Below are 20,304 nucleotides of genomic sequence, written 5' to 3' on the forward strand. Positions count from 1 at the left end.
GGGATCGCTCTTCCCTGCAAACAAAGGCGCAGCCGGTGCCATGCACCGTGTTGGATTCTTCGCGGGCACGCCCGCTCCCACAGAAGCCGCGTCGCGCTTACGAACCTAGTCCTCTTCATGACAGCGCAACCCAAGGGCTGGGTGATCGCCGTTTTTGTGCATGCGGAACCTAGGGGCCGCTTGCGACTCGAATCCTCACCTTTCGCACCGCGCTTCGCGAGCCCTTGAGTGGCCGTCGGGGCTCGGGTAATGTCGAGTCATTGCACAGGACAGAGCACGCCCATGACCTCCAAGCTGGAACAACTCAAGCAGTTCACCACCGTGGTCGCCGACACCGGGGACCTGGACGCCATCACCCGCCTGAAACCGGTCGATGCCACCACCAACCCGTCGCTGCTGCTCAAGGCTGCGGCCATCCCAGGTTACGCCGAGCTGCTCAAGCAGGTGAAGGCCGATGCCAAGGGTAATGTCGACCTGGCCTGCGACAAGTTCGCGGTGGCCGTGGGTTCGGGCATCCTCAAGGTCATCCCGGGTCGTATCTCCACCGAGGTCGATGCCCGCCTGTCGTTCGATGAACCCGCGCTGCTGGCCAAGGCGCGCAAGCTGATCGATCTGTACGAAGCCGCCGGCGTTGGCCGCGACCGTGTGCTGATCAAGCTGGCCTCCACCTGGGAAGGCATTCGCGCCGCCGAGAAGCTGGAGAAGGAAGGTATCCAGACCAACCTCACCCTGCTGTTCTCCTTCGCCCAGGCCCAGGCCTGCGCCGATGCCGGGGTGTTCCTGATTTCGCCGTTCGTGGGCCGTATCTACGACTGGTACAAGAAGAGCACCGGCCAGGAATACGTGGGCGCCGAAGATCCGGGCGTGCAGTCGGTCACTCGCATCTACAACTACTATAAGGCCAACGGCTACGGCACCGTGGTGATGGGCGCCAGCTTCCGCAATATCGGCCAGATCGAACAGCTGGCCGGCTGCGACCGCCTGACCATCAGCCCGGAACTGCTGCAGCAACTCAGCGATGACCAGGGCGACCTGCCACAGGTGCTTAAGCCGGGCAATGCCGGCGAGCCCAAGCAACAGCTGAACGAAAGCCAGTTCCGCTGGGCGATGAACGAAGATGCCATGGGTACCGAAAAACTGGCCGAGGGCATTCGCCAGTTCGCGCGGGACCAGGAGAAGCTGGAGAAGTTGATGGCTGAAAAGGCCTGATACATTTCGGGATTGCCTGACGGGCGGGAAGTGTTCAGCATTTTCCGCCCGTTTTTCGTCTGGCCCCCATCAAGTGCCGGGCTTTAGCAGTTTGTTGAATTCAATGGACCTATCGCCGGCAAGCCAGCTCCCACAGTTACTGCACAGCCTTCGAGATCAGCGCTGTATCTGTGGGAGCTGGCTTGCCGGGGATGGGCCGCATTAGCCCCCAGAACTGTTGATGACCTCCCCTCTACCCCATTGCCCCTCGTACTCGCCGGCCCGGTACTGCGCCGCCTGGAACCCCAGCGCCTGGCCATCTGGCTGGTCGCCACGCAACCGCTGCAAGCCGAATTCATCTTCCCGGCAGGCGAGGCCCAAGTCGATTGCCAGGTGGTCGCGGTGGGCCAGCACGCCTTCATCCATCTGCTGGACATCCACTTCGCCCAGCCGCTGCCCTGCAACCAGCTGCTCGACTATGACCTGCTCATCAACGGCCAGGGCATCGCAGGCTGGGCGCCGCACCTGCTCTACCCCGGCGCCCGGCGCCCAAGCCTGGTACTGCGTGATCGGCTCGACCACCTGCTGCACGGTTCCTGCCGCAAGCCGCATTTTCCGGCCGCCGATGGCCTACTCTGCGCCGACCGCCTGCTGGAGGCCTGCGAAAGCCCCGCGGAACGCCCCGCCGTGCTGCTGATGACCGGCGACCAGGTCTATGCCGACGACGTCGCCGGCCCGATGCTGCGCGCCATCCACAGCCTGATTGCGCGCCTGGGCCTGTTCGACGAGCAACTGGAGGGCGCGGTGGTGCCCGACAGCCAGGCGCTGTACCAGCACCCGGCCTGCTATTATCATCGCGCCGACCTGTTGCCAGCGCAGGAACGCAACGAAACCCTGCGCGAGCGCTTTTTCGGCGGCAAGCGCAAGCCGATATTCTCGTCCAGCAACGCCGACAACCACCTGGTGACCTTCGCCGAGGTGATGGCCATGTACCTGCTGGTGTGGTCACCGGTGCCCTGGCAGCTGGTGAACCTGGACATGCCCGGCGGGCTCACCGCACCGCGCCAGGCACGTTACCGCCAGGAGCTGCCGCTGATCCAGGCGTTTGCCGACAACCTCGGCCAGGTAGCGCGGGTGATGGCCCACCTGCCGTGCCTGATGATCTTCGACGACCACGACATCACCGACGACTGGAACCTATCGGCGCTATGGGAAGAAACCGCCTACGGCCACCCCTTCTCGCGGCGGATCATCGGCAATGCCCTGCTCGGCTACCTGCTGTGCCAGGCCTGGGGTAACGACCCGCAGGGTTGCAAGCCACTGGTCGGGCAATGCCAGGCGTTGAACAGCCAGACCCAGGATGAGCTGATCGGCGCACTGCTGCGCTTCCAGGGCTGGCAGTTCAGCCTGCCCACCAACCCACCCTTGCTGGTGCTGGACACCCGCACCCGCCGCTGGCGTAGCGAAAGCAGCCTGGCCAAGCCGTCCGGGCTGCTCGACTGGGAGGCGCTGAGCGAGTTGCAGCAAGCACTGCTGGGCCACCCGTCGGCGATCATCGTGTCACCTGCGCCGATTTTTGGCGTGAAGCTGATCGAGACGGTGCAGAAGCTGTTCAGCTGGCTGGGCTACCCGCTGCTGGTGGATGCCGAGAACTGGATGGCCCACCGCGGCGCAGCGCAGGTCATCCTCAACATCTTCCGCCACTCGCGCACGCCGGGGCACTACGTGGTGCTGTCCGGCGATGTGCATTACTCGTTCGTCTATGAAGTGCTGATCCGCCACCGCCAGCGCAGCCCGCACTTGTGGCAGGTGACCAGCAGCGGGATCAAGAACGAATTCCCGCGGCGCCTGCTGGATGTGCTCGACCGGCTCAACCGCTGGCTGTATGCGCCACGCTCGCCGCTCAACTGGTTTACCAAGCGACGGGAAATGGAGGTGGTGCCGCGTACGCCCAGCCATAGCAAGGCTGGCGAGCGGTTGTGGAATGGTGCGGGGTTGGGGCAGGTGTTCTTCGATGAACAGGGGCGGCCGGCGCGGGTGTATCAGCTGGATGCGGGTGGGGGTGAGGCTACCGAGTTTGCGCGGCGAGGATGATCAGGCAGGCAATGCTTGTGTTGGCCTTGCCGGCCTCTTCGCGGGTAAACCGCTCCTACAGGTAGAGTGCATGACTCAAGACTGGTGCATAACCTGTGGGAGCGAGTTTACCCGCGAAGAGGCCGGTACAGGCTGAAGATCAGGTCCGCTCCAGCGCATTGACCAGGTCATGGAAGGCTTCGCGGTTGGAGTCGTTCAGGCCCATGAGGATCTTGTGCGCCTCCAGCACCTTGGAGCGCACCACATCTTCATTCTGGTCTTGGGATGGCAGGTCGGTCAGGCATTCCGGACACGGGATCGGCCGATCGACGATGTTGAACACCTGGTCGAAGCCCATCGACTGCAACAACCGGGAAATGTCCGGGTTGGTGGTGACCACGGTCGGCAACAGGCCCACCTTCTGGCGCGACAGGATCGACAACTTGGCCAGCAGGCCCAGGGTGGTACTGTCGATGCTCTCGGTTTCGGTCAGGTCGATGACAATCGCCGAGAAGTTCAATGCGGTGAAAATCTTCTCGATCGTCGCATCCAGCGCCGAACACAGGGTCAGGCGCACTTCACCGACGAATTTCAGGACGAAGGTGCCGCTCTGCTCGGCGAACTGGATTCTACCGGTACTCATTGAAGGTTCCTGCTCAACACCAATAGGGCGATATCATCCGGCATCTCCCCAAGCGTAGCCAATCCGAATCGTTGACGCAGCCCATCCAGGCTGCCACCTGCTGCCCTGACGATTTCCGGCAGGGCGGTTTCTTTATCTTTGAGCGTGTCACCCGGCAAAAGGTCCAGAATGCCATCGGACATCAGGCTGAGGCTGAACTGCGGCGGCAGCTCCACTACCAGGTCCTGGTAGGTAGCCTCGTCGAACAGCCCCACCGGCAGGCCGCGGCCTTCCAGGTAGCGGGTGTGCTCGGGGGTGTGCAGCACCGGCAGCGGCAGATGGCCGCCAACGGCGTAGGTCAGCAGGCCGGTGTCTTCATCGATCACCCCGCCAACCATGGTCACGTGCTTGCCCAGCTTGCAGTTGATCAGCCCGCGGTTGATGTGGCTGAGCACCTGCGAGGGTTTGAACTCGCGCATTTTGCTGCCGCGCTTGAATTCGAACAACAGCCGTGTGGTCATGAACTTCAGCAGCACGGTGACGAACGCTGACGATGCGCCATGCCCGGAGACGTCGGCGAGATAGAAAGCGATGCGCCGTTCGTCCACCCGGAAGTAATCGGCAAAATCACCCGACAGGTACAGCGACGGGATGATTTGGTGCTCGAAGGCGAACTCGCCGGCCACCCAAGGGCTTTCCGGCAGCATGTTCATCTGCACCTGGCGACCGGCGGTCTGGTCCTCCTGCAGCAGGTGCAGGCTGGCTTCCAGTTCGCGATTAGCGGCTTCGAGCTTGTCGCGGTAGCGCTGGTTTTCCAGCACCAGACGCGAGCGGTCCAGGGCGCGGCGCACCGAATGCTCGAGCACGGCCAGGTCTTCCAGCGGCTTGATCAGGTAGTCGGCAGCGCCCAGGCGCAACGCTTCCACCGCATCACTCATGACGCCGGCACCGGACACCACGATCACCGGCAACTGCGGGGCGCGCTCGCTGACCTGGCGGATCAGTTCGAGGCCGCCCATCTGCGGCATGCGCAGATCGCAGATCACGAGGTCGGGCTGGTGTTCTTCGAAGACCTGAAGCCCCTGCTGGCCATTGCCGGCCTGGAGGACGCTGAAGCCACTGTCTTCAAGATAGGCGGCGAGGCTTGCACGGACCACGTCGTCGTCATCGATGATCAGCAGCGTTGCACTGGTTTTCTGCATGTGGGCGAACGGCGCCGATTTAGGTTGGTGCAGCGGTGTCGGCAAGGCAGACGGCCAGCTACGGGAATTCTTTATGGTCACACTCTACTTGAGTTGTAGGACAAGAACACCTGCCCGGCAACTGTCTGGCAACTGCGAGAGCTACCTTGTAAGGCGCAGACGGTACTCCCATCCGGCAGGCGTTTCAAGCATGCAAGGGTCGACCCCGGCGCACTTTACAGGGCAAATCACCGAGAGTTATAAGAAAGTCGACCAGCGCAACCCGATAGGAAGGATGCAGCATGCCCCACACGCCCTCCAGCCACGGCGAGAAACGCGATTTCATCCGCATGCGCATCGACACCGAGGTCAGCCTTCTGCACGAAGGCCAGGTAATCGCGGCAGTGTGCCTTGACCTGTCCAGCGGCGGCATGCAGGTGCAGGCACCGCAGCGCTTCCAGGTGGGGGACCATATCGAGGTACGGATCGAGTCCGAGCATCCGGCGCTGAAAGGGCTGCACGCCAGCACGGAAGTGGTGTGGATTGCCGACCAGCCGGGCGGGCAGCAGAAGTTCGGGTTGCGGATTGTGGCGATGCATTGATGGCCCTGCTGGCCCCCTGTAGGAGCGGCCTTGTGTCGCGATGTGCTGCGCGGCAGCCCCCGGATTCAGCTTCGCCGCATGAGTTGCCGGGGCCGCTTTGCGGCCCTATCGCGACACAATGCCGCTCCTACACGGGGACTGCACAGGACCAAGCACGTGCAGGATCAGAAGTCGTCTTCGACCTCGCCATCCTTGACCTTGAACTCGCGGTTCTGCAGGTAGGCGTTGCGAATGAAGATGTACTTGTCACCCTGGATCAGCTTCTCTGCCGACAGCAGGTCGGCGCGGGTGTCGATGATGTCGAGGGCAAAGATCGAATTGCGCGTCGGCACATGGTCGATGTAGCGGTAGGGTTTGGTGTAGGTATCCGGGTATTTGGCCACGCCGTCACGCACGGTGCTCGGGCCCAGCAGCGGGATGACCACGTACGGGCCGCTCGGCACGCCCCAGTAGCCGAGGGTCTGGCCGAAGTCCTCGTCGTTGCGCTGCAGGCCCATCTTGGTACCCACGTCGAAGAAGCCGCCCAGGCCGAAGGTGGTGTTGACGATCAGCCGCGCAGTGTCCACGCCCGCCGCATGGGGCTTGAACTGCAGCAGGTCGTTGGCCAGGTTGGTCACGTCACCCAGGTTGCGGAAGATGTTGTGGATGCCATCCTCGAGGAACTGCGGGGTGACCGCCTGGTAGCCCTTGGCCAATGGCTTGAGGGCATAGGTGTCGAGGGTATCGTTGAAACGGAAGATCGGGCGGTTGACCGCTTCCCAGGGATCTTCCTCGGTGGCTGCCTGGGTGGCTGCCACGGGCGCCAGCAGCATGCTGGCGCAGACACAGGCCTGGGTGACTCGTTCGATCACACTGGCACCGATCCTACGCATAGGTGTTTCTCCATCGAATTTCTCGGCCGCAAGCGCAAACGGGTGCGCTGCTGTACGGCGGCAGTATAGAGGCTTGTGGGCTGATAAACAGCTTTACACATCGCTGCTCAATATTTTGTGAACAACTGTTGCGCGGTGCCGGTTGTCACAGGGCGGTAACAATCGCCGAATAGCCTGCGGACTATTTGAGGGAAGTTGCCATGGACAATGCACCCGCCTTCACCGCTGTGCTGTTCGGCTTGCGCGGCTGCCTGGTGCAAGCCGCCAACGGCACCCCCTCGCCCGCCCCCGGCGCGCTGGCCACCCTCGCCAGCCTGCGCCAGCGCCAGGTGCCGTGCATCTGGCTGGACGACCTCGACGCCCCCCAAAGCAAGCGCCTGGCGCACGTACTGCCCGCCTGGCTGCCGGGGCATTCGGTGAACGGCGTGCGCTGGCCGGCGCCGAACGCCTGCTGGCAGGCCCTGATGACGCTGGACAGCGAACGCCTGGACGGCTGCGTGCTGGTCAGCGGCGACCCACGCCTGCTGCAATCTGGTCTGAATGCGGGGCTGTGGACGGTGGGGCTGGCTGCCTGCAGCCCGTTCTGCGACCGCAGCTCGCGGCAATGGCAAGCCTTGACCCCGCAGGAGCAGGACCTGGCCCGTGGCAAGGCGACGCTGGAACTGTTCAGCCTGGGCGTGCACTCGGTGATCGACCACCTGGAAGCGCTGGAGACCTGTCTGCAGGACATTGCCCAGCGCCGGCGCAAAGGCGAAAAACCCTGATACAGCACCGTTGACGCGGATCATGCAAAGCAACGGCAGGTGGATTACGCTGAAGACAGGCCAGAACCTTTGCCGCTTCGCTGAGGTCCATGGCTTGCCAAGCCATTGATGGAGAACTGCCAATGCCTGCCCGCGAATTGCAAGAGCGCCTGAACAGCTTGCGCGAGCAACTGGACCGCAACGTGCCGCTTTCGGACGAGGAACTGGCCGCGCTGCACGAAGAAGCGCGCCAGATCGAGGCGCAACTGAAGCTTGAGGAAGCCACGCCAGACCATAATCTGGTGGACGGCGTGAACCTGGCGATCGAACGCTTCGAGGCCGACCACCCCGACCTCACCGCCACCCTGCGCAGCATTGCCAACTCGCTGCACAGCATGGGGATCTGACATAGCCGGGGGTGCTTTGCACACCCCATCGCCGGGAAGCCAGCTCCCACAGGGTCGGCGACACACCGACCCTTGTGGGAGCTGGGTTTTCAGCGATGGGGCACAAAACAAACCCCACTCTTCCTCCCAAACCAGGCGCTTGTTGTCCGGGCTGATCGCCCCCGTGCTGCGGTAAGGGTTGATATCCAGCCCACCTCGGCGCACATAGCGCGCATACACCGTCAAATGCTCCGGCTGCAGCAGGTTCTTCAAGTCCAGGTAGATCCGCTCCACACACTGCTCGTGGAAGTCGGCATGCTGGCGGAAGCTGATCAGGTAGGTCAGCAGGCTGGCATGGTCCAGCGCCCTGCCCTTGTACTCAACCACCACGCTGCCCCAGTCCGGCTGGCCGGTGACCGGGCAGTTGGACTTCAGCAGGTGACTGTGCAGGGTTTCTTCCACCTGTTGCTCCGGGTTGCAGCGCAGCAGCTCTGGCTGTGGCTGTTCGTAGTTGCTGATGGCAACGTCCAGCGCATCGATGCACTGCCCCGGCAACGCCACCACGCCTTGGGCCTCGACCTCGGCCAGGGTGCGCACTTTCACGCCCACCGGCTTGCCGGCGGCGGCGGACAGGTCTTTCTCCAGGCACGCCTGCAGCTCGCCAAGCGAGGCGAACACCGTCTGGTTCAACGAGTTCAGATACAGCTTGAACGACTTGGACTCGATGATGTTCGGCGAGTCGGCGGGGATGGCGAACTCGCCGATCGCCACCACCGGCTTGCCCGATGGCAGCAGCCAGCTCAGCTCGAAGCAGTTCCAGTAATCCACACCCTGCCACGGCAAGGTCTGGGCAGTAACGCCCAGCTCGGCCCACTTGGCGGTACGCGGGATCGGGAACAGCAGCTCCGGGGAATAGGTGGCAATGTATTCGCTGGATTTGCCCAGCGGGGAATGTTCGGCAGCGGGATGCATGGAAACTGACCTGAAGGTTCGAAATTGCCCTTAGTCTACCGGTTTTGCACCCTGCCTTGGAGCGCAAGTCAGCGGGATTACATCTTCGTCAGTTTGGGGCAAGCCGGTGCATCGTCACGTATCATCTCAGCATCACCCGGTCCCTGTAGGAGCGGGCTTGCCCGCGAACACCGGCGAAGCCGGTGCCATACAGCGCGTTGCATGCTTCGCGGGCACGCCCGCTGCCACAGGTTCCCACGCTGCCATCTGGAGTCCTGCCGCTTAATGAAACTGCTGATCGTCGAAGACCAGGCCCGTACCGGCCAGTACCTGAGCCAGGGCCTGAACGAGGCCGGCTTCGCCACCGAACTGGCCACTGACGGCGAGACCGGCCAGTTCCTTGCCCTGACCGGCGACCACGACCTGCTGATTCTCGACGTGATGCTGCCCGGCCGTGACGGTTGGCAGATCCTCCAGGCCGTGCGCCAGGCCGGCCTGGACACCCCGGTGCTGTTTCTCACCGCCCGCGATGCCGTGGAGGACCGGGTGCACGGCCTGGAGCTGGGCGCCGATGATTACCTGGTCAAGCCGTTTGCCTTCTCCGAACTGCTGGCGCGGGTGCGCAGCCTGCTGCGCCGGGGCACCAGCCCCAGCCAGGACACCACCCTGGGGCTGGCCGACCTGCGCCTGGACCTGATCCGCCGCCGCGCCGAGCGCGCCGGCCAGCGCATCGACCTGACTGCCAAGGAGTTCGCCCTGCTTGAACTGCTGCTGCGCCGCCAGGGCGAGGTGCTGCCCAAATCGCTGATCGCCTCGCAGGTGTGGGACATGAATTTCGACAGCGATACCAATGTGATCGAAGTGGCGATCCGCCGCCTGCGCCTGAAGATCGACGACCCGCACCCCAACAAGCTGATCCATACCGTGCGCGGCATGGGCTATGTACTCGAAGAGCGCGCGGAGTGATGCGTCGGGTCTCCCTCGGCAGCCGCCTGGCCCTGCTGTTCGCCGCATGCACCGCTGCTGTCTCGCTCGGCGCGGGCCTGATATTCAGCCGGGCCAGCGAGCAGCACTTCGTCGAACTGGACCAGCAACTGCTGGACTCGCGCCTGTCGCTGTTCCGCACCCAGTTGGCCGGCATCACCACCCCGGCCGAGCTGCAGGCGCGCCTGCCCGCCTTGCGCGATGAACTGGGCCACCAGGCCGACCTGGCCCTGCGCATCAACGGCAGCGACGGCGCCACCTGGTTCGAAAGCCGCACAGGCCTGCCCCGGACACCGCTGCCCGACGGGCTGGCAACCCTGCATGCGCAAGGCACCGACTACCGCAGCCTGGCCGTGCACCTGGCGCAAGGCGCCCCGCAGTCGCCACAACTGACCCTGTACCTCGACATCACTCATCACCAGCATTTCCTGCAGGGCATGCAACGGCTGATCTGGCTGACGGTGGGCCTTTCGGCGCTGGCCACTGCGCTGCTCGGTGCCTGGGCTGCACGCCGCGGGTTGCGCCCATTGCGGCAGATGGGCCAGGTGGCTGCCAGCGTATCGGCGCGCTCGCTCACCACCCGCCTGCCGGTGGCACAGATGCCCGAAGAGCTGGCCGAACTGGCGACGGCCATGAACGCCATGCTGCAGCGCCTGGACGATGCCTTCCAGCGCCTGTCGGCATTCTCTGCCGACATCGCCCACGAGCTGCGCACCCCGCTGTCCAACCTGCTGACCCACACCCAGGTCACCCTCACCCGCCCGCGCAGCCTCGAAGAGTACCGCGAAGCCCTGCACGGCAACCTCGAGGAACTGCAATGGATGGCGCAGATGATCAACGACATGCTGTTCCTGGCCAAGGCCGACCATGGCCTGCTGGTGCCGGGGCAAGCACCGCTGGTGCTGCATGAGGAGGTGGATGCGCTGCTGGAGTACTACGCGCCGCTGGCAGAGGACAGCGGCGTGCAGATGCTACGCGAGGGTGAGGCGCTGCTACAGGGCGACCGGCATATGCTGCGCCGGGCGCTGTCCAACTTGCTGGACAATGCCTTGCGCTTTACCCCGGCGGGAGGGCTGATACAGGTGACATTGGGGCCAGGGCCGAGGATTGGCGTGGCCAATACCGGGGCGGCTATCGAGCCGGCGGCGCTACCGCGGTTGTTCGACCGCTTCTACCGGGTGGACCCGGCGCGGCGGGAAGGCAGTAGCGAGCATGCCGGGTTGGGGTTGGCGATTACCCGGTCGATCGTGCAGGCCCATGGTGGGCGCATCAGGGCGGAGTGTGCGGACGGGTGGACGCGATTCGTGATCGATTTCACTGAAGACCAGTGACATCGGGGCTGCTTTGCAGCCCATCGCCGGCAAGCCAGCTCCCACAGGTACAGCGCAGGTCTTGAGCTTGATGCAATCCTGTGGGGGCGACCGTCTTGTACTGCCTGTACTGGCCTCATCGCTGGCAAGCCAGGCTCCTACAGGGACTGCGCAGGGCTTGAGGCCGATGCGGTCGGGGTGGGAGCTGGCTTGCCGGCGATGAGGCCCTCAACAGTCACTCAAACTGCCAGACCAATCGCCGGCTGCACCTGCGATGCCCGATAAGCCGGGTAAATGGTCGCCAGGAAGCTCATCACCAACCCGGCAGTGCAGATGATCGCCACATCGCCCCACTGCAACTGCGACGGCAAGCTGCTGACGAAGTACACATCCGAAGTAAAGATGTGCTGCCCGCTCACCCGCTCCAGCCAACCGACGATCTGGCTGACGTTGAACGCCGCAACCACCCCAAGCACGCCACCGATCAGCGTCCCGACAATACCGATCAGGCTGCCCTGGACCATGAACGTGCCCATGATCTGCGCGGGCGTGGCGCCCAGGGTGCGCAAGATAGCGATGTCCGGCCCCTTGTCGTTCACCACCATCACCAGGGTGGCGATGATGTTGAACGCTGCCACCGCAATGATCATCAGCAACAGCAGGCCGATCATGGTCTTTTCCATCTTCATGGCGCTGAACAGGCTGCCCTGGGTATGCGACCAGTCATCGGCACGGTAGGCATCACCCAGCCCGGCAGCGATGGCCTTGGACACCTGCGGTGCGGCATACAGGTCGTGCAGCTTCAGGCGCACGCCCTGCACCTGGCCCGGCGCCCAGCGCTGCATGGCGCCGGCATCGTCCACATGGATGTAAGCCTGCGAGCCGTCCAGCTCGGCGCCGACCTTGAAGATACCGACCACGGTCAGGCGCTGCATGCGCGGGGTGATGCCGCCCGGCTCCTTGCTGATTTCCGGCACGATCAGGGTCAGTTTGTCGCCGGTATTCAGGCGGAAGCGCCGCGCAGTCAGCTCACCGATGACCACGCCGAATTCTCCCGGCTGCAGGTCCTGCAGGCGGCCCTGGACGATATGCTGGCCGACGATCGAGACCTTGCCCTCTTCGGCCGGGTCGATACCGCCGACCTGGATCGGCTGCATCGCGCCCTTGTACGACAGCATGCCTTCCATTTCGGTAATCGGCGCTGCCGCCATCACCGCCGGGTCGCGCATGGCCGCGTCGGCGACCTTGTGCCAGTCGTCCAGCGGCTGCACGCCGAGGATGGCGGCATGCGGCACCAGGCCGAGGATGCGCGAACTCATTTCGCGCTGGAAACCGTTCATCACCGACAGCACCACGATCATCGCCAGCACGCCCAGCGACAGGCCGATCATCGAGGTCATCGAGATGAACGAGATGAAGTGGTTGCGGCGCTTGGCTCGGGTATAGCGCGCGCCGATGAAGATGGGCAAGGGTCTGAACATGTACGAAAACACCCAATGAAAACAGGAAAACGGGGCGGCACCGGCCACCCCGTGCAGTCGATCAGATAGCCACCAGGTGGCCGTCGTCGAGCTTCAATACACGGTCCATCTGGCGCGCCAGGTTGAGGTCGTGGGTGACCACCAGGAACGCCGTGCGCGACGCACTGGACAGCTCCTGCATCAACTCCTGGATGCCCTGGGCGGTGTGGTGGTCGAGGTTGCCGGTCGGCTCGTCGAGCATTACCAGGCCGGGGCGGTTGACCAGTGCCCGGGCAATCGCCACCCGCTGGCGCTCACCACCGGACAACTCGGCCGGCTTGTGGTTGAAGCGGTGGGCCAGGCCAACACGCTTGAGTAGCGCCTCGGCACGCTCACGGGCCTCGGGGATCGGCGTGCGGCCGATCAGCAACGGCATGCACACGTTTTCGATGGCCGTGAATTCCGGCAGCAAGTGGTGGAACTGGTAGACAAAGCCCAGCTCGCGGTTGCGCAACAGGCCACGGGCACGCTCGCCCAGTGCCGACAGCTCCTCGCCGGCCAGCCAGACGCTGCCCTGGGTCGGCCGGTCGAGGCCGCCCAACAGGTTGAGCAAGGTACTCTTGCCCGAGCCGGAGCTACCCACGATGGCTACCCGCTCACCGGCGTGCAGCTCGAGGTTGAGCCCGGACAGCACCTGCACCGACTCCGGGCCCTCGTCGTAGGACTTGCCCAGGTTGCGGCAACTCAGAACGGCTTTATCACTCATGCGCGACTCACTCATAACGTAGCGCCTCTGCAGGCTGGGTGCGGGCCGCACGCCAGGCCGGGTACAGGGTGGCGAAGAAACTCAGGACCAGCGCCGCACCACAGACCATGTATACGTCCTGGGCCTGGATCTGCGACGGCAGGTAATCGATGAAGTACACGTCGGCGTTGAGGAACTTGTGCCCGATCAGTTTCTCGATGCCGGCGATCACCGCACTGACGTTCAGCGCGGCGACGATCCCGACCACGGCGCCGATCAGGGTACCGATCACCCCGATCACCGTGCCCTGGACCATGAAGATGAGCATGATCTGCCCAGGCGTGGCGCCCAAGGTACGCAGGATGGCGATGTCGCCACGCTTGTCGTTGACCACCATCACCAGGGTGGAAATGATGTTGAACGCCGCCACCGCCACGATCAGCAGCAACAGCAGGCCGATCATGGCCTTTTCCATACGGATCGCCTGGTACAGGTTGCCGTGGGTGCGGGTCCAGTCACGGCTGTAGAACTCCTGGTCACCCAGGCGCTGGGCGATGTCCCAGGCCACCCGCGGCGCCTGGAACAGGTCGTCGAACTTCAGGCGCAGGCCCTGGACCTGGTCAGGCTTCCAGCGGTGCAGCCGGGACAGGTCGCTGATGTTGGTCAGGCCCAGGTAGCCGTCGATTTCGCCCGCGCCCACGTGGAAGGTACCGACCACGGTGAAGCGCTTCATGCGCGGGAACATGCCGGCCGGGGTCACACTGACCTCGGGGGCGACGAAGGTGAGCTTGTCGCCGATGCCCACGCCCAGCTTGGCCGCGGCCTTGTCGCCGATCATGATGCCCCACTCGCCCGGCGCCAGCTGGTCCAGGCGGCCTTGCAGGACGAACTTGTCGATGATCGACACTTCGCGCTCGCGGGCCGGGTCGATGCCGTTGAGCAGCACCTTCTGCACCTTGCCTTCGTGGGTCAGCAGGCCCTGCATCTGGGTGAAGGGCGCAACCGCCACCACCTGCGGATTCTGCTTTACTTGTTGGGCAAGGGCCGGCCAGTCGGCAATGGGCTGGCCGCTCTCCAGCGTGGCATGGGGGATCATGCCCAACACGCGGGTACGCATCTCGTGGTCGAAACCGTTCATGACCGAGAGCACCACGATCATCACCACCACGCCCAGGGCGAGGCCGATCATCGAGGTCAGGGAAATGAACGAGACGAAGTGATTGCGACGTTTGGCACGGGTATAACGCGTGCCGATGAATGCGAAAAGAGGTCTGAACATGTCGGGGCTTGTTCGGATGAAAGGGAACGTCCTTGTGGCGAGGCGCCTACGGCGGCTTTACACTCGGAACACCGCCGCTACCTTGGGTTCGCCATGACGACATTAGACGAAGAAGATCGCCGCGAATACTACCGCATCGAAGATCGGATCGCACTTCAAATCAGCCCCCTCAGCGCGGCCGAAGCCCTTGACCCAGATGTGTTGCAAGATGATTCGCCTCTGTTCAACCTGCTCAGCGAGCTGCACCTGTCCGACTTCGAGTCGCAGCACCTGCTGCGCCAGCTGAGTGAGAAGGACCGCACCCTCGCCGCTTTCCTGCGCGCGCAGAACAAACGTCTCGACCTGCTTAGCGCAGTAGTTGCCCAGACCCTGCTCGGCGAAGTTGGCCAGCCCCAGCCGGTGGTCATTTCCGAAGGCGGCATCGAGTTCGCACAAGCCTCAGCGGTTGCCCCCGGCACCCGGGTGAAGGTGAAGATGGTGCTGATGCCGCGCGCCCACGGCCTGCTGCTGCGCGGCAAGGTCACCCATTGCGACCCGCGCCCGGAGGGCGGCTTCGAGGTCGGCACCGAATTCACCGACATGACCGACGCCCAACGGCAATTGCTGGCCCGCTACATCCTGCAACGCCAGCAGCAGCAACGGCGCCAGCAGCTGGAACAGAACGACCCCGCCTCCTGAGCCCATTTTTCTCTGATTTGAAGGAACGAACGTGACCCTGATCTACGGCCACCGCGGCGCCAAGGGCGAAGCGCCCGAGAATACCCTGAAGAGCTTCCAGCAATGCCTCGCCCATGGCGTGACCCGCTGCGAGCTGGACCTGCACCTGTCGGCCGACAACGAGCTGATGGTGATCCACGACCCGACCCTCAAGCGCACCACCGGCAAACGCGGCAAGGTGGTCGAGCACCCGGCCGCAGACCTGGTCAAGATAGATGCCCGCAAAGGCGGCCCGGGCCATGTCCAGCCCTGCCCGATTCCGAGGCTGGAAGAACTGTTCCAGAAGTGCCCGTTCGAGCATTGGCAGCTGGAAGTGAAAAGCGCCTCGCGTACCCGCGCCGCGACCACCGTGCTGGCGATCCGCGAACTGGCCCAGCAGTACGGCCTGCTGGACAAGGTGACCATTACCTCCAGCTCACGCGAAGTGCTGGGTGCCGCCCTGGAGCTGGTGCCGGACGTCAAACGCGGGCTGGTAGCCGAATACGCCTGGCTCGACCCATTGAAGGTGGCACAGAACTACGGCTGCAACCTGCTGGCATTGAACTGGACGCTGTGCACCCCCGAGCGCCTGCTGAAAGCCCAGGCCCAGGGTTTGCACGTGTCGGTGTGGACGGTCAACGAACCGGCACTGATGCGCCGGCTCGCTGACTTCGGTGTGGACAGCCTGATTACAGACTTTCCCGGTTTGGCCAGGACCACCCTCGGGCAGGGTTGAAATCGGTCTCTCCGACCGGCTCAGGCCACCGGTCGGAGCCACTCAAAAAAGCCGGTTCAGGCCATCGTAGGCAGCTACCCGATAGGCTTCGGCCATGGTCGGGTAGTTGAATGTGGTGTTGACGAAATACTTCAGGTTGTTCAGCTCGCCCGGCTGGTTCATCACGGCCTGGCCGATATGGACGATTTCCGAAGCCTGGTAGCCGAAGCAGTGTACGCCCAGCACCTCCAGTGTTTCGCGGTGGAACAGGATCTTCAGCATGCCTTGCGGCTCGCCGGCGATCTGTGCACGAGCCATGCTCTTGAAGAAGGCTTTGCCCACTTCGTACGGCACCTTGGCCTGGGTCAGTTCCTGCTCGTTCTTGCCGATCGAGCTGATCTCCGGAATGGTATAGATACCGGTCGGCACATCATTGACGAAGCGCCAACTGCCATTGTCCACGATGCTGCCAGCTGCCGAACGGCCCTGGTCATGGGCAGCGCTGGCCAGGCTTGGCCAGCCGATCACGTCGCCGGCACCGTAGATGTTCGGCACGCTGGTGCGGTAGGCCTCGTCGACCTCGATCTGGCCGCGGCTGTTGACCTTGATGCCGATGTTTTCCAGGCCCAGCTTGTCAGTGTTGCCGGTGCGGCCGTTGCACCACAGCAAGGCGTCGGCCTTGATCTTCTTGCCCGACTTCAGGTGCAGGATCACCCCGTTGTCCAGGCCTTCGACGCGCTCATACTCTTCGTTGTGGCGCACGGTGATGTTGTTGTTGCTGAAGTGGTAGCTCAGCGCCTGGGAAATTTCCGAGTCGAGGAAGCTCAGCAACTGGCCACGGTTGTCTACCAGCTCTACCAATACACCCAGGCCGCTGAAGATCGAGGCGTATTCGCAACCGATCACGCCGGCTCCGTACACGATCAGCTTGCGTGGGGTGTGGCTGAGGCTGAGGATGGTGTCGCTGTCGTAGACGCGCGGGTGGTGGAAGTCGATATCGGCCGGGCGGTACGGGCGCGAGCCGGTGGCGATGATGATGTGCTTGGCGTTGAGCTTTTCCACCACACCGTTCGGGCAGACCACTTCGACGGTCTGCTCGTCGGCGAAGCTGCCGGTGCCGAAGAACACATCCACGCGGTTACGTGCGTAGTAGCCGGTGCGCGACGCTACCTGCTTGGCGATGACCTTCTCGGCGCTTTTCAGCACGTCGGGGAACGAGAACCAGCGCGGCTCACCGATGGCACGGAACATCGGGTTGGTGTTGAACTGCATGATCTGCCGCACCGAGTGACGCAGTGCCTTGGACGGGATGGTGCCCAGGTGGGTGCAGTTGCCCCCGACCTGGCGACGGCTATCGACCATCGCCACCTTGCGCCCTGCTTTGGCGGCGTTCATTGCCGCACCTTCTCCGGCCGGGCCGGAACCCAGCACCACTACGTCGTAGTTGTAGACAGCCATGCGTACTCCTTCAGAACTGGCCCGCAAGCTACGGTCGCTCGCGGGGCGCGATCATGCCGCCGGGGCGCCATGAGAAAATTCGGGTGCAGTCTAATCAAGCGTGAACGCCGCGCACATTAACCCTTGGTCGCGTCGTAGGCCAATTTCGCCCGCACTACATGTGTGAACCATTCCCTGGCGGCGATCATCCCTGCTTGTGCTTTCACTCGCCTTTCACTGCCCGTTCGAATGCGGGCGTAGCTCGGGAGACGAAGCCACCCTCGGCCCGAGTCACCAATACCGCGGCAAGGCCATGCGCCACGGCAAAATCCCAGCCACGTTCCGGGCCCAGGATCAACAGCAGCGTCGAATAGCCGTCGGCCTGCAGCGCCGAGGCATCGAGCACGGTGACTGCGGCCAGGTCGTGCTGCACCGGGCGCCCGAGGCGGGCATCGAAGGTGTGCGAATAGCGCCGGCCATTCTCCTCGAAATAGTGCCGATAGTCACCCGAGGTCGATACCGAAAGGCCATTGACCGGGATGATCTGGCGGGCTATCTGGCGATCTTCGCGGGGTAGCTCCAGGGCGATGCGCCAGGGGCTGCCATCCGGTTTGCGGCCGGTGGCCTTGAGCTCGCCGGTGGCTTCGGCGACAAAGTTGGCCACGCCCATGGCCTGCAGGCGCGCGGCGATCAGGTCGACGGCATGCCCGGCGGCGATGCTGTTGAAGTCGAGCTGCACCGGGGCGTCCTTGCACAGGGCCTGGCCGTCGATGTGCAAGTGCCGGTAGCCCACGCGCTGGCGCACCTGGGCCAGGGCCGACGGGTCGGGCACCTGTTCGTGACGGGCCTGGGGGCCGAAGCCCCACAGGTCGAGCAAGGGTTCGACGGTAAGGTCGAAGGCGCCGCCGCTCTGCTCGGCCAGGTGCTGACCAAGGCTGACCAGTTCGAGCATGTCGGCCGGCAGCACCAGGCACTGGTTGGCGGGCAACTGGTTGAAACGGCTGATGGTGGAGTCGCCGCGGTAGGTCGAGTAGTGCTGGTCGATGTCGTGCAGAATGGTTTCCACTGCCGCCTGCACCTGAACCGGCGCCGGGCCGCCGGGTTCGCGCACGTACTGGATGCTGTAGCTGCTGCCCATGGTCGGGCCGCCCAGGCGCTCCAGGGTGGGGCCCTGGTTGCAGGCGGTGAGCAGCATGAGCAAGAAACAAAGAAATGCGCGCAATTATCGAGATCTCGAATGTCTGTACTGGCCCTTTCGCGGGCACGCCCGCTCCCACAGGTACCCCACTGCCCTCCAGCCCTGTGATATCCCTGTGGGAGCGGGCGTGCCCGCGAAAGGGCCAGTACAGGCACAGTAAATGCCCGATCAGTTAATCAGGCGAAAAAAAAACGGGAACCCGAAGGTTCCCGTTTTTTCATTGCCTTACAAGCGTATCAGTGCGGAAACGCTGGCGGGTTCACACCGGCCATCTCTTCCATCACACGAACCACCTGGCAGCTGTAACCGAATTCGTTGTCGTACCAGACGTACAGAACAACGCGGTTGTCATTGCAGATGGTCGCCTCGGCGTCAACCACACCGGCGTGGCGCGAACCGACGAAGTCGGTCGAAACCACTTCCTGCGAGCTGACGTAATCGATCTGCTTGTGCAGTTCCGAGTGCATGGCGGTCTGGCGCAGGTACTCGTTGATCTCGTCGCGGCTGGTGGCCTTCTCGAGGTTCAGGTTGAGGATGGCCATCGAAACGTTCGGCGTCGGTACGCGAATGGCGTTGCCGGTCAGCTTGCCCTTCAGCACTGGCAGTGCCTTGGCGGCAGCAGTGGCGGCGCCGGTTTCGGTGATGACCATGTTCAGCGGCGCGGCGCGGCCGCGGCGGCTGCCCTTGTGGAAGTTGTCGATCAGGTTCTGGTCGTTGGTGAACGAGTGAACGGTTTCGACGTGGCCGTTGACGATGCCGTACTGGTCGTTGATGGCCTTGAGCACCGGCACGATGGCGTTGGTGGTGCAGGAAGCGGCCGAGATGATCTTGTCATCGGCAGCGATGTCACCGTGGTTGATGCCGTGCACGATGTTCTTCAGCGCGCCCTTGCCAGGTGCGGTGAGGATCACGCGGGCAGCGCCCGGGCAGGCCAGGTGCTGACCCAGGCCGTCGGCATCACGCCATACGCCGGTGTTGTCGACGATCAGCGCGTTTTCGATGCCGTACTGGGTGTAGTCGACTTCGCTCGGGCTCTTGGCGTAGATAACCTGGATCAGGTTGCCGTTGGCGGTGATGGTGTTGTTGGCTTCGTCGATGGTGATGGTGCCATCGAACGGGCCGTGCACCGAGTCACGGCGCAGCAGGCTGGCACGCTTGACCAGGTCGTTCTCGGCGCCCTTGCGCACGACGATGGCGCGCAGGCGCAGGCCGTCGCCGCCACCGGTCTTCTCGATCAGGATGCGCGCCAGCAGGCGGCCGATGCGGCCGAAGCCGTACAGGACAACGTCGGTGCCTTTGCGCGCCGAAGCGTTCTGCTGACCAACCACCTCGGCCAGTTCTTCACGGACGAACTGCTCGGCAGTGCGGCCATTGCCTTCCTGCTTGAACTTGTTGGCCAGCTTGCCCAGGTCGACCGAAGCGGCGCCCAGTTTCAGCTCGCTCATGGCCTTGAGCAGGGGGAATGTCTCGTGGACGGACAGTTCGGTTTCGTCGGCTTGACGATGACGCGCAAAGCGGTGCGCCTTGAGGATCGAGATAACCGAACGGTTGATCAGGCTACGGCCATAAATCGAGCTCACCACGTTGTTGTTGCGGTAGAGCTGACCGATAAGCGGGATCATCGCTTCAGCCAGGGCTTCACGATCGATCCACTCACCAAGACACTGGTCGGGCTTCTGAGTCACGGGAACCTTCCACATGTAGGGACAGAAAAAAGGGGCTACATTATGACGCCCCAACGCGTTGCGGGCAATGAGTGCCTGTCGCGGCCACGCAAGCCAGCGTTCATGCCCTTTCGAACCTGACAGCCGGCACCGTCACCGGTACAATCGATCTCTTTGCCGCAACGCTTGGAGTGCAAT

Annotated in this window: 18 protein-coding genes and 1 pseudogene; 9 read left to right on the top strand and 10 right to left on the bottom strand. The window is 63.6% G+C overall.

Annotated elements, in window-relative coordinates; genetic code table 11:
- Positions 1-282 precede the first annotated feature (282 nt).
- On the top strand, positions 283-1,209 hold the full coding sequence (tal, locus tag ACLCGK_RS17540; protein ID WP_100413496.1) for a transaldolase: 927 nt from the start codon (positions 283-285) through the stop codon (positions 1,207-1,209).
- Positions 1,210-1,449: 240 nt separating this feature from the next.
- The gene (locus tag ACLCGK_RS17545; protein WP_410952560.1) at positions 1,450-3,282 is read left to right on the top strand and encodes an alkaline phosphatase D family protein; all 1,833 of its coding nucleotides are present in this window, start codon (positions 1,450-1,452) and stop codon (positions 3,280-3,282) included.
- A 139-nt stretch (positions 3,283-3,421) separates the two neighbouring features.
- On the opposite strand, the gene rssC is transcribed toward ACLCGK_RS17545, so the two are convergent.
- The gene (rssC, locus tag ACLCGK_RS17550) at positions 3,422-3,904 is read right to left on the bottom strand and encodes an anti-sigma factor antagonist RssC (protein ID WP_013971741.1); all 483 of its coding nucleotides are present in this window, start codon (positions 3,902-3,904) and stop codon (positions 3,422-3,424) included.
- On the bottom strand, positions 3,901-5,085 hold the full coding sequence (gene rssB / locus ACLCGK_RS17555) for a two-component system response regulator RssB (protein ID WP_015269551.1): 1,185 nt from the start codon (positions 5,083-5,085) through the stop codon (positions 3,901-3,903). The genes rssC and rssB overlap by 4 nt, the downstream gene beginning before the upstream one ends.
- A gap of 281 nt (positions 5,086-5,366) precedes the next feature.
- On the opposite strand from rssB, the gene ACLCGK_RS17560 reads away from it, so the two are divergent.
- On the top strand, positions 5,367-5,666 hold the full coding sequence (locus tag ACLCGK_RS17560) for a PilZ domain-containing protein (protein WP_013971739.1): 300 nt from the start codon (positions 5,367-5,369) through the stop codon (positions 5,664-5,666).
- 164 nt (positions 5,667-5,830) lie between these two features.
- On the opposite strand, the gene ACLCGK_RS17565 is transcribed toward ACLCGK_RS17560, so the two are convergent.
- Positions 5,831-6,538 carry a VacJ family lipoprotein gene (locus ACLCGK_RS17565; RefSeq protein ID WP_015269550.1) on the bottom strand — a complete coding sequence of 236 codons (708 nt, stop codon included), beginning with the start codon at positions 6,536-6,538 and terminating at the stop codon, positions 5,831-5,833.
- Positions 6,539-6,738: 200 nt separating this feature from the next.
- Here ACLCGK_RS17565 and ACLCGK_RS17570 point away from each other — a divergent pair, with 200 nt between their 5' ends.
- Together ACLCGK_RS17570 and ACLCGK_RS17575 are read left to right on the top strand one after the other, a co-directional pair.
- Positions 6,739-7,302 carry a phosphonoacetaldehyde phosphohydrolase-related protein gene (locus tag ACLCGK_RS17570; RefSeq protein ID WP_039614142.1) on the top strand — a complete coding sequence of 188 codons (564 nt, stop codon included), beginning with the start codon at positions 6,739-6,741 and terminating at the stop codon, positions 7,300-7,302.
- A 122-nt stretch (positions 7,303-7,424) separates the two neighbouring features.
- Entirely contained in the window at positions 7,425-7,688 is a 264-nt protein-coding gene (locus ACLCGK_RS17575) for a DUF4404 family protein (RefSeq protein WP_015269548.1), read from the top strand.
- A 129-nt stretch (positions 7,689-7,817) separates the two neighbouring features.
- On the opposite strand, the pseudogene queF reads toward ACLCGK_RS17575, so the two are convergent.
- A pseudogene (queF, locus tag ACLCGK_RS17580) lies at positions 7,818-8,639 on the bottom strand (NADPH-dependent 7-cyano-7-deazaguanine reductase QueF); the annotation flags it as partial.
- Positions 8,640-8,903: 264 nt separating this feature from the next.
- Here queF and cinR point away from each other — a divergent pair.
- Entirely contained in the window at positions 8,904-9,584 is a 681-nt protein-coding gene (gene cinR, locus ACLCGK_RS17585; RefSeq protein ID WP_015269546.1) for a two-component system response regulator CinR, read from the top strand.
- Positions 9,581-10,933 (top strand): heavy metal sensor histidine kinase, encoded by a 1,353-nt coding sequence (locus tag ACLCGK_RS17590; protein ID WP_367245539.1) that lies wholly within the window; start codon positions 9,581-9,583, stop codon positions 10,931-10,933. The genes cinR and ACLCGK_RS17590 overlap by 4 nt, the downstream gene beginning before the upstream one ends.
- A 218-nt stretch (positions 10,934-11,151) precedes the next feature.
- Here ACLCGK_RS17590 and ACLCGK_RS17595 read toward each other — a convergent pair whose 3' ends face one another.
- The 3 genes from ACLCGK_RS17595 to ACLCGK_RS17605 form a co-directional block, all read right to left on the bottom strand.
- Entirely contained in the window at positions 11,152-12,393 is a 1,242-nt protein-coding gene (locus ACLCGK_RS17595; RefSeq protein WP_015269544.1) for a lipoprotein-releasing ABC transporter permease subunit, read from the bottom strand.
- 61 nt (positions 12,394-12,454) lie between these two features.
- Positions 12,455-13,138 (bottom strand): lipoprotein-releasing ABC transporter ATP-binding protein LolD, encoded by a 684-nt coding sequence (lolD, locus tag ACLCGK_RS17600; protein ID WP_169774647.1) that lies wholly within the window; start codon positions 13,136-13,138, stop codon positions 12,455-12,457.
- A gap of 7 nt (positions 13,139-13,145) precedes the next feature.
- Positions 13,146-14,396 (bottom strand): lipoprotein-releasing ABC transporter permease subunit, encoded by a 1,251-nt coding sequence (locus tag ACLCGK_RS17605; protein WP_015269543.1) that lies wholly within the window; start codon positions 14,394-14,396, stop codon positions 13,146-13,148.
- Between the two features lie 93 nt (positions 14,397-14,489).
- Here ACLCGK_RS17605 and ACLCGK_RS17610 point away from each other — a divergent pair, with 93 nt between their 5' ends.
- Positions 14,490-15,074: a PilZ domain-containing protein gene (locus tag ACLCGK_RS17610; protein WP_410952561.1), complete on the top strand. Its 585-nt coding sequence runs from the start codon at positions 14,490-14,492 to the stop codon at positions 15,072-15,074.
- Between the two features lie 31 nt (positions 15,075-15,105).
- The gene (locus tag ACLCGK_RS17615; RefSeq protein ID WP_013971727.1) at positions 15,106-15,828 is read left to right on the top strand and encodes a glycerophosphodiester phosphodiesterase; all 723 of its coding nucleotides are present in this window, start codon (positions 15,106-15,108) and stop codon (positions 15,826-15,828) included.
- A 42-nt stretch (positions 15,829-15,870) separates the two neighbouring features.
- On the opposite strand, the gene sthA is transcribed toward ACLCGK_RS17615, so the two are convergent.
- The 3 genes from sthA to ACLCGK_RS17630 all read right to left on the bottom strand — a co-directional run bounded on the left by sthA (position 15,871) and on the right by ACLCGK_RS17630 (position 20,142).
- Positions 15,871-17,265, bottom strand: a complete 1,395-nt coding sequence (gene sthA, locus ACLCGK_RS17620) for a Si-specific NAD(P)(+) transhydrogenase (protein ID WP_013971726.1) — start codon at positions 17,263-17,265, stop codon at positions 15,871-15,873.
- 202 nt (positions 17,266-17,467) lie between these two features.
- Positions 17,468-18,466, bottom strand: coding sequence for an FAD:protein FMN transferase (locus tag ACLCGK_RS17625; protein WP_410952562.1), 999 nt, complete (start codon positions 18,464-18,466; stop codon positions 17,468-17,470).
- A 212-nt stretch (positions 18,467-18,678) separates the two neighbouring features.
- The gene (locus ACLCGK_RS17630; RefSeq protein WP_031324543.1) at positions 18,679-20,142 is read right to left on the bottom strand and encodes a glyceraldehyde-3-phosphate dehydrogenase; all 1,464 of its coding nucleotides are present in this window, start codon (positions 20,140-20,142) and stop codon (positions 18,679-18,681) included.
- Positions 20,143-20,304: the final 162 nt, after the last annotated feature.

The sequence above is a fragment of the Pseudomonas sp. S1(2024) genome (genome assembly GCF_046557535.1).

Coding starts and splice junctions, on each gene's coding strand:
- tal (WP_100413496.1), top strand. CDS start 283: ATGACCTCCAAGCTGGAACAACTCAAGCAGTTCACCACCGTGGTCGCC.
- ACLCGK_RS17595 (WP_015269544.1), bottom strand. CDS start 12,393: ATGTTCAGACCCTTGCCCATCTTCATCGGCGCGCGCTATACCCGAGCC.
- ACLCGK_RS17605 (WP_015269543.1), bottom strand. CDS start 14,396: ATGTTCAGACCTCTTTTCGCATTCATCGGCACGCGTTATACCCGTGCC.
- ACLCGK_RS17570 (WP_039614142.1), top strand. CDS start 6,739: ATGGACAATGCACCCGCCTTCACCGCTGTGCTGTTCGGCTTGCGCGGC.
- ACLCGK_RS17575 (WP_015269548.1), top strand. CDS start 7,425: ATGCCTGCCCGCGAATTGCAAGAGCGCCTGAACAGCTTGCGCGAGCAA.
- ACLCGK_RS17630 (WP_031324543.1), bottom strand. CDS start 20,142: ATGTGGAAGGTTCCCGTGACTCAGAAGCCCGACCAGTGTCTTGGTGAG.
- cinR (WP_015269546.1), top strand. CDS start 8,904: ATGAAACTGCTGATCGTCGAAGACCAGGCCCGTACCGGCCAGTACCTG.
- lolD (WP_169774647.1), bottom strand. CDS start 13,138: ATGAGTGATAAAGCCGTTCTGAGTTGCCGCAACCTGGGCAAGTCCTAC.
- sthA (WP_013971726.1), bottom strand. CDS start 17,265: ATGGCTGTCTACAACTACGACGTAGTGGTGCTGGGTTCCGGCCCGGCC.
- rssB (WP_015269551.1), bottom strand. CDS start 5,085: ATGCAGAAAACCAGTGCAACGCTGCTGATCATCGATGACGACGACGTG.
- ACLCGK_RS17560 (WP_013971739.1), top strand. CDS start 5,367: ATGCCCCACACGCCCTCCAGCCACGGCGAGAAACGCGATTTCATCCGC.
- rssC (WP_013971741.1), bottom strand. CDS start 3,904: ATGAGTACCGGTAGAATCCAGTTCGCCGAGCAGAGCGGCACCTTCGTC.
- ACLCGK_RS17610 (WP_410952561.1), top strand. CDS start 14,490: ATGACGACATTAGACGAAGAAGATCGCCGCGAATACTACCGCATCGAA.
- ACLCGK_RS17565 (WP_015269550.1), bottom strand. CDS start 6,538: ATGCGTAGGATCGGTGCCAGTGTGATCGAACGAGTCACCCAGGCCTGT.